This is a genomic window from Formosa sejongensis (assembly GCF_033447105.1).
GTDB lineage: Bacteria > Bacteroidota > Bacteroidia > Flavobacteriales > Flavobacteriaceae > Formosa.
Genome location: NZ_JAWQUN010000012.1, coordinates 110161 through 119103, shown reverse-complemented (window position 1 = coordinate 119103; position 8943 = coordinate 110161). Strand labels below are relative to the sequence as shown.

Sequence of the window (8943 nt, the reverse complement as noted above, 5' to 3'; positions counted from 1 at the left end):
TTTAGAATAAATCGTTCGCAAAGTAAGAACACAATATTCAATAACTTAATAACAAAAATGGTCGATAGAGATAAAATATATCAAACTAAATTAATAAGTAACTAACTACTGACCTCTATAAAAATGAATTAAGACATTTTACTTGTTATAAAAAAATGCCTTTAAAACTCAATTTTTAAAGGCATTTTTATTTCAATTTTTGAATGATTTAAAACATAAAAAGGGGAAACTTAAATGATTTTCCCTTTTCTGATTTGAAATGTAATGTTGTTTCTACAAGTTATTCTCTAAATATTCACGGATTGTCAAGTCTATAAAATAACCACTGTGATGACCGCCCCAACATGCTGTTAAAGAAAATACGCCATCCTCTAATTTTAGTTCTTTTTTAGCTTCAGCGCCTTCATTAGGTATGCAGTATACTTCAATAGAATTAACACTTTCTGCAACCGCTTCTTTTCCCATCTCGTCTTTACAAACTAATTTTAGTCCATCTGTAAGACGTTGTAAGCATACACTTGGTACAAATTTAATAAAGTCCATTTCAAAAGTATCCCAATTGATGTGTATTGGTAATTCTTTACCAACAATCTCATTAATCTCTTTTTGGTAATCTCCTAAATATTGATCTTCTATAGATTTTGCAGCTCTTTTTTCTTGTAATCCCATGATTTGAGTTTTTTATTATAATTTATATATCAAAGGTATTGTAAGTAGTCCTAGAAAAAACACCGTCTTTAAGGGAATGTGTAAACTCACGGAATTCAGTGAGTGCTTACTTTGTATATTCTTTTACATTTATGTGATATACTAAAGCCTTATGAAAATCACAATTCTATCCGTTATATGCATCTTAATTGTATTGCTTATACTCGCTGGATGTGCAAATTATATCGGAATTCCTAAAAAGAAAGCTGCTAGTAATTTAGAAGAATATTTGCAAAGAAAATATAAAGGAAAACTTGCGTTTAGCGATTTAAGTCTGTTTTTTAATGCCGCAACTATGGATCCAAATATGTACGGGGTGCTTATTTACGATAAGGACATTCCTGAAATTGAATTTTATACACACCTTAACCTAAAAACGATATTAGAAAACGACACCTTGCCAATGTATCCTATTGCAGATGCAATGACTGTAGATGATTTATATAAAGATGCCGTAAAACGCTATGAAGCGAGACAAGCTGTTAAAGCCGATTTTAAAAATGAAATTCCTGAAATACATTTTTCTACAGAAATTATCGATTTAGATTTTAAGAGAGATATTGAACCAAAAGAACTGGAAGTTATTGTAGCGCGTTTTATAGATAGGTTAAGTAAATCTATAGAGGAGTTAGATTCTGCCTATCAATTTAGTTTACGTATTAAAACAGCTAGTCATCCAGAAGGTTTTATGATCATTCCATTAGAAGTTGAAGATAGTAAATGGCATGCAAATCCAATGGTGTTATCTGAAAAAGCAGTCGGTTTTGACGTTTTAAAAACAATGATCTTAAAAAATATACAAGCTAAATTAGAAACACCGTATCCCTATTTTAAAACGACTGAAAATAGCAAAATTTATATGGATAAATCGACTTTGTCTAGAGGTGCTTGGGTGCAGTATTTAGAGGATAAGCGGATTGTAAATAATGGAATAGAGAAGTGGAAAAACCCACAAACCGGCATTTATGTAGTCTACTTTGATTTAGATACTCGATTTATTTATCGAGGAGAATTACTAACAGAAGAAAATGATAAAGATTCTCACGGTAAAGAACTAAGACAATTAATAAAAACGGTAGAAGCGGAGGGGATAAGAACAAAATAAAAGAACTCTGTTACACTTTTAGTATAAATAGCGTCCTAAACGATTACTCTCTTTTTTTTAAGATTTGCCACTGCTGACTTTATGGAATTAGTTGTGCTGAGGGAGGTGCTTTTTCTATATAAGTTGAATTTTGTTTTTTTGTTGGCCTATCGAAAATTTATCGAAAAATTTGAAGAGAAAGTATCGTAAAATTTAAAGCTGTTTGAGCTAAATGAATGTTTCTATTTTGTTAATTTTTAGTAGCGAGTTCTTTAAATTTAGATAGTGAACGAAAAATTTAGATAAAAGTTCGTAAGCCTAGATTTTTTTGGCTTGGTTTATCCAGAGCGAAGTCGAAGGATCTTTTTATCAATGAAAAAAATGAACATATAATATTATTTAAGACACTATTGTTTTAATATAAATAAAAAGGGCTTGAATAGTAATTCAAGCCGATTTTGTATTAATCAAACAAGCCAGATTCTATGGCATATTTTACAGCTCCAGTTGTTGTTTTAGAACCTGTTTTTAACAGAATATTTTTTCGATGTGTTTCGACCGTGTTCACCGAAATAAATAATTTTTCTGAAATTTCTTTAGAGGTGAGTTCGTCTCCTAAAAGCGCTAAAACTTCTTTTTCACGAGGCGAAAGTTCTATGTTTTTATATTTTTTGCGTTCAAAAACACTTTCCATATAACGTTGTTTAATGACTTCAGAGAAATATTGTTCATCACCTAAAACCGTTCGTACTGCTTTTTGTAATTCTTCTTTACTAGTAAATTTCGGAACAAATCCATCGGCACCTTTCTGTATCACTTTATGTACCGTTCTATGATTGTCTAACATACTCAACATAATAATTTTTACACCACTATGTTTTTTCTTAATCTCGGTAAGCAATTCAATACCATCCATTTTTGGCATGCTAATATCACTTATTATTAAACCAATTTCAAACTGATTTAATAAGCGCACCACTTGGTTTCCTTCGGTAGCTAAATGGACTTCGCCAATTTCTTCCATGTCACTTAAAATGGTATTAATACCTTCAAGAAACATTAAATGGTCGTCTGCTATTATGATGTTTATTTTCTTCATAATTATTGTTTTATTGGAATATCTATGGTAATAGACGTTCCGTGTCCAGGACTGCTATCTATATCTAAAGAGCCTTGAACCTTTTGTAGGCGGTCTTTGATATTACGGAGTCCTATGCCATGTTTTTTGTTTTTTTGAAACCCTTTACCATTATCATTTATTACAATGTTTAAATGATCGGTATGTTTGGTGAGCTGTACATCGACGTGAGTGGCTTCAGCATGCTTTAAAATATTATTAATTAATTCTTGTACAATACGATACGCATCTGCTAGTAAATCTTGTGGTAATTGATCGATCTCTTCCTCAGGAAAGAAATACGTCTTGATGTCAATATCTGCTTTCTGAGTAATCTGATCAATAAAATCACTTAAAAAACTCGTGAATCCAATTTTTGAAAAGGGTAGAGGATGTAGTTGATGCGACAAACTACGCACATCAATACACGCATTATTTATGGCATTTGCAATACGTTTAGACTGGGATTCGTCATCGTGACGTTCTGCATAATGCTCAAAAGCAATGCGTATTCCTGCTAAATCACTTCCAATACCATCATGAATTTCTCTAGCAAACCGTTCGCGTTCTTCGTCCTGACCTTCTTGATAACGTTCGATAACAGATAATTTATGATCATTCATCATCTGATTTATCTTCTGCTTTGCATTTTCTTCTTGCTGAATGCTTAATTCTTTTTGAACACGTAAGCGCTGAATGTATAATAATCTCAATACTATTAAAGTCAGTAATACCAATACAAACCCAATGATAAACACATTCCGAATTAGGCGTTGTCGCTTCAATGTAAGTTCCGATTTTTGTAATTCGGCTTCACTTAATTTCTGTTCTTTTTCAAGCAGTTGTATACGGGCTTCTTTCAGTTGAGTTTCATAACGTTCCTGAATATTAGCGACGTATTTTTCTTTATCTAAGGAATTTTGATCTGCTACGGTGGTTACTCCTTTTTTATAAAATTCTAGTGCTTTTTTATAATTTCCATCGTCTTGATAAAGCTGTGCAAGATTTTTATAAACATCAGAATTGTATCTAATTAAAGATTGCTCTTCTCCTATGGATAAGGCTTGCTGAAAATAACGTATTGCCGATTTTGTATGTCCTAATTTGGATTCGCAAAGTCCTAAATCATTCAAGACAATAGTAATATCAGAATTAAAATGTAGTGCTTCTAAAAGGACTAAGGTTTTCTTTAATGCGGTTACAGCCTCTTCGCAACGTCCTTCTTCCACAAGCATTTGAGAAAGGTTAATATTTACATAAGCGACAACTGCTTTATTGCCTTCTTTCTCTCTATAGCCTAAAACCGTATTGTAATGTGTTCGTGCCTGATCAAATTTACCTTCCTCTTTTAAAATGTTAGCAAAATTAAATAAGGTGGTAAGTACGCCATCGTCGTCTCCTATTTCACGATACAAATTTGCAGCTCGATCTAGGTTTTCTGCCGCTTTTTTATATTCTTTCTGAAGCAGATATAATGTTGCTATATTTTGATATGCATTAGCTTCCTGTACTTGGTTATGCGTCTTTTTTGAATAACTTAAACATTGCATAAAATTATCAATGGCTTTAGGATACTCACCTAAGTTTTTATAAGCTAATGCCATTATATTGTAACACGCCGCTAAACCCTTTTCAATTTCAAGTTTATGAAGTAAAGCGATAGTCTGAGTCGTGTATTTAATCGTGTTTTTATAATCTCCTGTAGTATTACTCAAATTCCCCAAGGCGTAAAGGGCTCTAACTTCTTGAAGTTCTATATTCAATTTCCGACTCTCTTCGAGCCACATAATTGCAGCTTTTTTTGCAATCTGTGGATTTGAATATATGTTTTTTTGATATGCTGCAGACAGTGAATCTAAACGCGGTGTATTGTTCGCTGTCTGCGAAACAGCTGCATTTATTACTCCTAAGAATAATAATACTATTAAAATATGATGTCTTGTTATTAGCTTCATTTAATAAATAGGTAAACTTAATACCTTTAAGAGAAATAAGTGTTTCTTATACTAGATTTGATTTCTTTAAACGTTCCCAGTTCATTATTTTCAAATGGGTTCTAGTAAATTCTGTCGTAAAAATAAGTCGTCATTACAAGTTGAAATATTGTAATCTATTTTATTCTTTTTGAGATGATTCTATTCGATGTAAAACCATTCATTTTCTTCAATTTCTCCTTCGGTTCCCATTAAACTTTTCAAGAACGTATTTAAATCTTCATCTTCAATATATCCCGTTTCTAGATCGGCACCATAACGAATAATCTGACCAGCAGTTCCTTTTGTATTTGGTGCGAAATCGAAAGCTAAAAAATTACCATTTTGTAAATCGAAAAACGGAACCCAATAGGGTGTCGTGTACATTAATAACGCTTTTCCCTCGTTGATATAAAAAGTATTAAATAAGTCTTCTTGCGTCCAATCGTCATAACAGGTTTTCCAATCTTTCCATTCATTATAAATAGTTTCTGCATCCATTATGGCACATCTATCAATCCCATTATGTAGTGTTAAATAGTCTTTAATAATCTGTGGAAATGGAAAACCAGCTTCTTTTGCAAATGCATCATAAATGGCATCGTTGTTCTTTGGTGGATGTATTGTTAAATCTTTTTCAGCTATTAAAGCATTAAAAGATTGTTTTACTTCTTCTAAATTAATTTCAGCTTCTAAGTGAATAAAAGGGCTTAGGAAATCGGCTTTTTCTTTCGCTAATTTTTCTGCTATAAATTGATTAGGAATAAATTCATCAATAAAAGCACCTGTGTTTTCTTGAAAAGTGATGTTCTTTAAATTAGAAGCAGGTTGAGAGCTATAGCAACTCTTGCTAAAGTTATAAACAGATTTTATGAATTTTTCATCGTTGTCTTTACTTCTAAAGTAATTAATATTTATAAACCATTCTTCAAATAGTGGCGTATTTTCTATTTCAACCGTAAAAACAGTTTTATCTTCTAAATATCCAATTCCGTAGAATTTGGTACTAGACTTATAATCTGGTGTAATAAGTAAGAGTTTGAATACATTCTTTCCAGAGCGTGTTTCAATAGCTTCTAAAAGCGCATCTCTAAACGTAAAAGAATTCTTGTAATGTTCAGGATCTTCAAGAATTGGAAGTGTCTTTATTTGAATAGGTTCAAAATTGAAATCATCCCATTTTAATAATTTAAAGTCTTCTGAATAGGTTATACTATTATTCATGTTTTCTTCTGTTTTAATACTGCTAAGGTACTTTGGAAGACTAAAATTTTTATCACTGAAATTAGTGATTTTGAAAATGGAGACACGAGTTTAAACACTAATCTTACTTTTTAAAGTGTCTTCTAATAATGGAAATTGCGTAGGTTCAATTTGACTGACAGGAAGTCTGATCTTTTTTTCTTTTTCATTCGGATTCTGATATGTGATAACAATATTTTTTTTCACAACAGCATAAGATTTTAAAGTACTATAAGGGATGTTCTTTTTTCCTAAAATTCCGGTTTGAAACACAAAATGTTTCTCTAAAAATGTAAAAACTTTGAGGTTTTTATTAAGGAAATAAGTGCTAAAAAATAATATTGCCAGTCCCATGGGCATACCTGGTAGTGTTGAAGTAGCTGATAAAGCTATCATACTTATTGCCCCCATAAACAACCCAAAATACAAGGGTTTGTTTTTTGCTATAGAACTTAATTCAATTTCTGTTTCGATTTTATTCATAATGTGCTTTATAAAATTTTTCGTCTTCTATGTTTTGTACTGTTTTTCTAACACCTATAATGCCAACAAGACCAATAGGGACAAAGACCACACTACCAATACAAAATATGATACTACCAATTTTTGCTTGGTTAAATTGCATTACGATGAAGCCGATGTAGCAAATGACTAAAGCTATAATCATAATAGTATCTAAGCCTTTATAATCTTCTGTGAAATAAATAAATGCAGTAATTAGAGTATTAATTAGGATGCCAATACTAGTTAAACTATTTATTTTCATTTTTTTTGAATTCTATTTTTTGTGCCATTTGTATTGCCGTTTGATTTGAAAAAATCATTCTGAAATGGTCTCAATACATTCTCGTTTTGGTCCGTAGCTTCCATATACAGTGTGGAATGTTGTATCTAATTTTTTAAGTAAACTGTCGTGAGAAAAACGAGGCAATTGGTCAAGGCAAGTCAGCATTAAATGTTTCTCAATTTTTAAACCTTGATGATGAATCGCATCGCAACTTAAGGCGTAATTTAATAATTCCGGATCTAAAGCTTGTGTTCTAAATTCCCCTTGAAACTCGTTAGTGACGTTGGCTTCATTTTCATTATTCTGAAGTATTACAGGTTCTGTTTTAGACATGGGCCCGTTTCCATGTCGTGTTTGATAACAACGCGTCACATAATAAATATCTATTTCTGCTTCAGCTTTTAAATGATTTTTAATAAGCTGAACCGCATTTTTAGAAGTCGTATAACTCCACGTGGTATGTGGATGAAAGCCGTGTTGGGTATCGAGTAAAATCCCTTGACTACCTTCAAAAATAAAATGTTCGAAAGTTGTCGATAGATCTGAAAGTGAAGTGACATTATAAAACTTTTGAATCGCTAAACAACTGTCTATAAAATAGTCGTCGTTGTAATCTTTCAGTTCATTTTTGTAATAGTCTTGTACCGATTTTGGTTGACGTTCTAACTTTGTTTCATAGTAGGTTTTTATACTTTCTAAACGTTGTTTTAAAACCCATTGAAACTGTAAATCATTTGCATACAGATAAACTTCTTCTTTATTTCTTGCGATAGTTGTTCCAAAACCCAAGCCACAAGAACCGTGATTTTGTTGTTTTTCTAGCGCTCTATTATAAGCAATATCGTAAAATGTAGTAATCATTGCGAGCGGATGAAAATACAATTTAGGCTGATAGGTTTTTAAAAACTCACCTTCGTCTAAAATGGCAGGCGGAAATAGGGTAGTGTATTCCGAATAATAGGTGGGTAAGCCCAATAATGTTCCCGAACCAAAATTACTAAACGTATGCGTTAGCTTTTCCGTACTTACGGTATGTCCAATTTGGTGTCCACCAGAAAATCGTACCACAAGACTTTGTTCAGGATGTTGCGATGCCAGAAAATCGGTCGTTAACCCTTTTCCAGCATCACCAAATCCTAAATCTATAACAAGACTACACTTTGTCATTTATAGCATGTTCTCTACTTCTGTAGTATCAGAAGATGTTTTAGTTTTTGTTGTAGCATTATATGGTTTATGATTTTGAATCACCACATCTGCAATACGTTTTGCTACGGTTTTAAAATCAGGAATTTCTATAAAGTTTTCTCCCAAAAGTGCTTTCCAATTACCTTTACGGCTTTCTTGTTTTGCCCAATCGTTATGCTCTAAATGCATATGGAATACATTATATTTTTCTTGTGCTTCTTTAATGATGGATTCGGTAGTAACCGTTTCTGCTTCATCTGTACAGGTGTATCTTTTAATGATTTCAGCAGGAATAGTAGGAAAAACAGGTTCGTCACCAATAGTGAATAAATAGCCTTTTTGTTGTCTTTTTTCCCAACAATCAATAGCGGTATGACGAGCAGCAAATAAATGCGCCAAGTTATAACCTTCTTGATTGTTTCCGCCACCGCCGCCTTCTAAATATACGCGTGTTAACCAACGGTCTAACAATTCTGCAGACGATTCAAACTGTCCAACCTGTAAAGGAGCTCTGTCGTAAACAAAATCTCCTATCCCTAAAAATAAGACTTGCGGATCTTCAATTCCAGCTTCCATTAAAGAACCAATAAGGTCTGGTAAGGCTTCTTTTACAATATGTTCTGGTACAAAACCCATACTTCCAGTCACATCTAATGCTACAATAATAGACACTGTCTCAGGGTGTTCTTCAGAATCTCTCGACTCTCTCACTAGTGCTTTTGTAGGATCCATTTCTGGATCTATGTCTCGAGATGTAAATATTTCTTCTCTAGACTTGTTACTATAGTCTTTCGTTTTTCTTAGGCGTTTATAAGCGTCATTGCTAAATCTTCCTCCTCCCATA

At 32.5% G+C, this 8943-nt stretch carries 9 protein-coding genes and 1 pseudogene; 2 read left to right on the top strand and 8 right to left on the bottom strand.

The window, feature by feature from the left end; all coding sequences use genetic code 11:
- Positions 1 to 105 (top strand): annotated as a pseudogene (locus R6X41_RS12705) (IS1595 family transposase); the annotation flags it as partial.
- Positions 106 to 273: 168 nt separating this feature from the next.
- Here the strand turns inward: R6X41_RS12705 and R6X41_RS12700 are convergent.
- Positions 274 to 669, bottom strand: a complete 396-nt coding sequence (locus tag R6X41_RS12700) for a hypothetical protein (protein ID WP_318500716.1) — start codon at positions 667 to 669, stop codon at positions 274 to 276.
- Between the two features lie 151 nt (positions 670 to 820).
- On the opposite strand from R6X41_RS12700, the gene R6X41_RS12695 reads away from it, so the two are divergent.
- Entirely contained in the window at positions 821 to 1813 is a 993-nt protein-coding gene (locus R6X41_RS12695; protein ID WP_318500715.1) for a hypothetical protein, read from the top strand.
- 442 nt (positions 1814 to 2255) lie between these two features.
- Here R6X41_RS12695 and R6X41_RS12690 read toward each other — a convergent pair whose 3' ends face one another.
- The 7 genes from R6X41_RS12690 to R6X41_RS12660 all read right to left on the bottom strand — a co-directional run bounded on the left by R6X41_RS12690 (position 2256) and on the right by R6X41_RS12660 (position 8942).
- Positions 2256 to 2891 (bottom strand): response regulator transcription factor, encoded by a 636-nt coding sequence (locus R6X41_RS12690; protein ID WP_318500714.1) that lies wholly within the window; start codon positions 2889 to 2891, stop codon positions 2256 to 2258.
- A 2-nt stretch (positions 2892 to 2893) separates the two neighbouring features.
- Positions 2894 to 4864 carry a tetratricopeptide repeat-containing sensor histidine kinase gene (locus R6X41_RS12685; RefSeq protein ID WP_318500713.1) on the bottom strand — a complete coding sequence of 657 codons (1971 nt, stop codon included), beginning with the start codon at positions 4862 to 4864 and terminating at the stop codon, positions 2894 to 2896.
- Between the two features lie 180 nt (positions 4865 to 5044).
- Complete coding sequence (locus R6X41_RS12680) at positions 5045 to 6106, bottom strand: SMI1/KNR4 family protein (RefSeq protein ID WP_318500712.1); 1062 nt, start codon at positions 6104 to 6106, stop codon at positions 5045 to 5047.
- Positions 6107 to 6196: 90 nt separating this feature from the next.
- On the bottom strand, positions 6197 to 6607 hold the full coding sequence (locus tag R6X41_RS12675) for a hypothetical protein (protein ID WP_318500711.1): 411 nt from the start codon (positions 6605 to 6607) through the stop codon (positions 6197 to 6199).
- Entirely contained in the window at positions 6600 to 6890 is a 291-nt protein-coding gene (locus tag R6X41_RS12670; RefSeq protein WP_318500710.1) for a hypothetical protein, read from the bottom strand. The genes R6X41_RS12675 and R6X41_RS12670 overlap by 8 nt, the downstream gene beginning before the upstream one ends.
- Positions 6891 to 6944: 54 nt before the next feature.
- Positions 6945 to 8078, bottom strand: coding sequence for an adenylosuccinate synthetase (locus R6X41_RS12665; protein ID WP_318500709.1), 1134 nt, complete (start codon positions 8076 to 8078; stop codon positions 6945 to 6947).
- Positions 8079 to 8942: a hypothetical protein gene (locus tag R6X41_RS12660; RefSeq protein ID WP_318500708.1), complete on the bottom strand. Its 864-nt coding sequence runs from the start codon at positions 8940 to 8942 to the stop codon at positions 8079 to 8081.
- Position 8943: the final 1 nt, after the last annotated feature.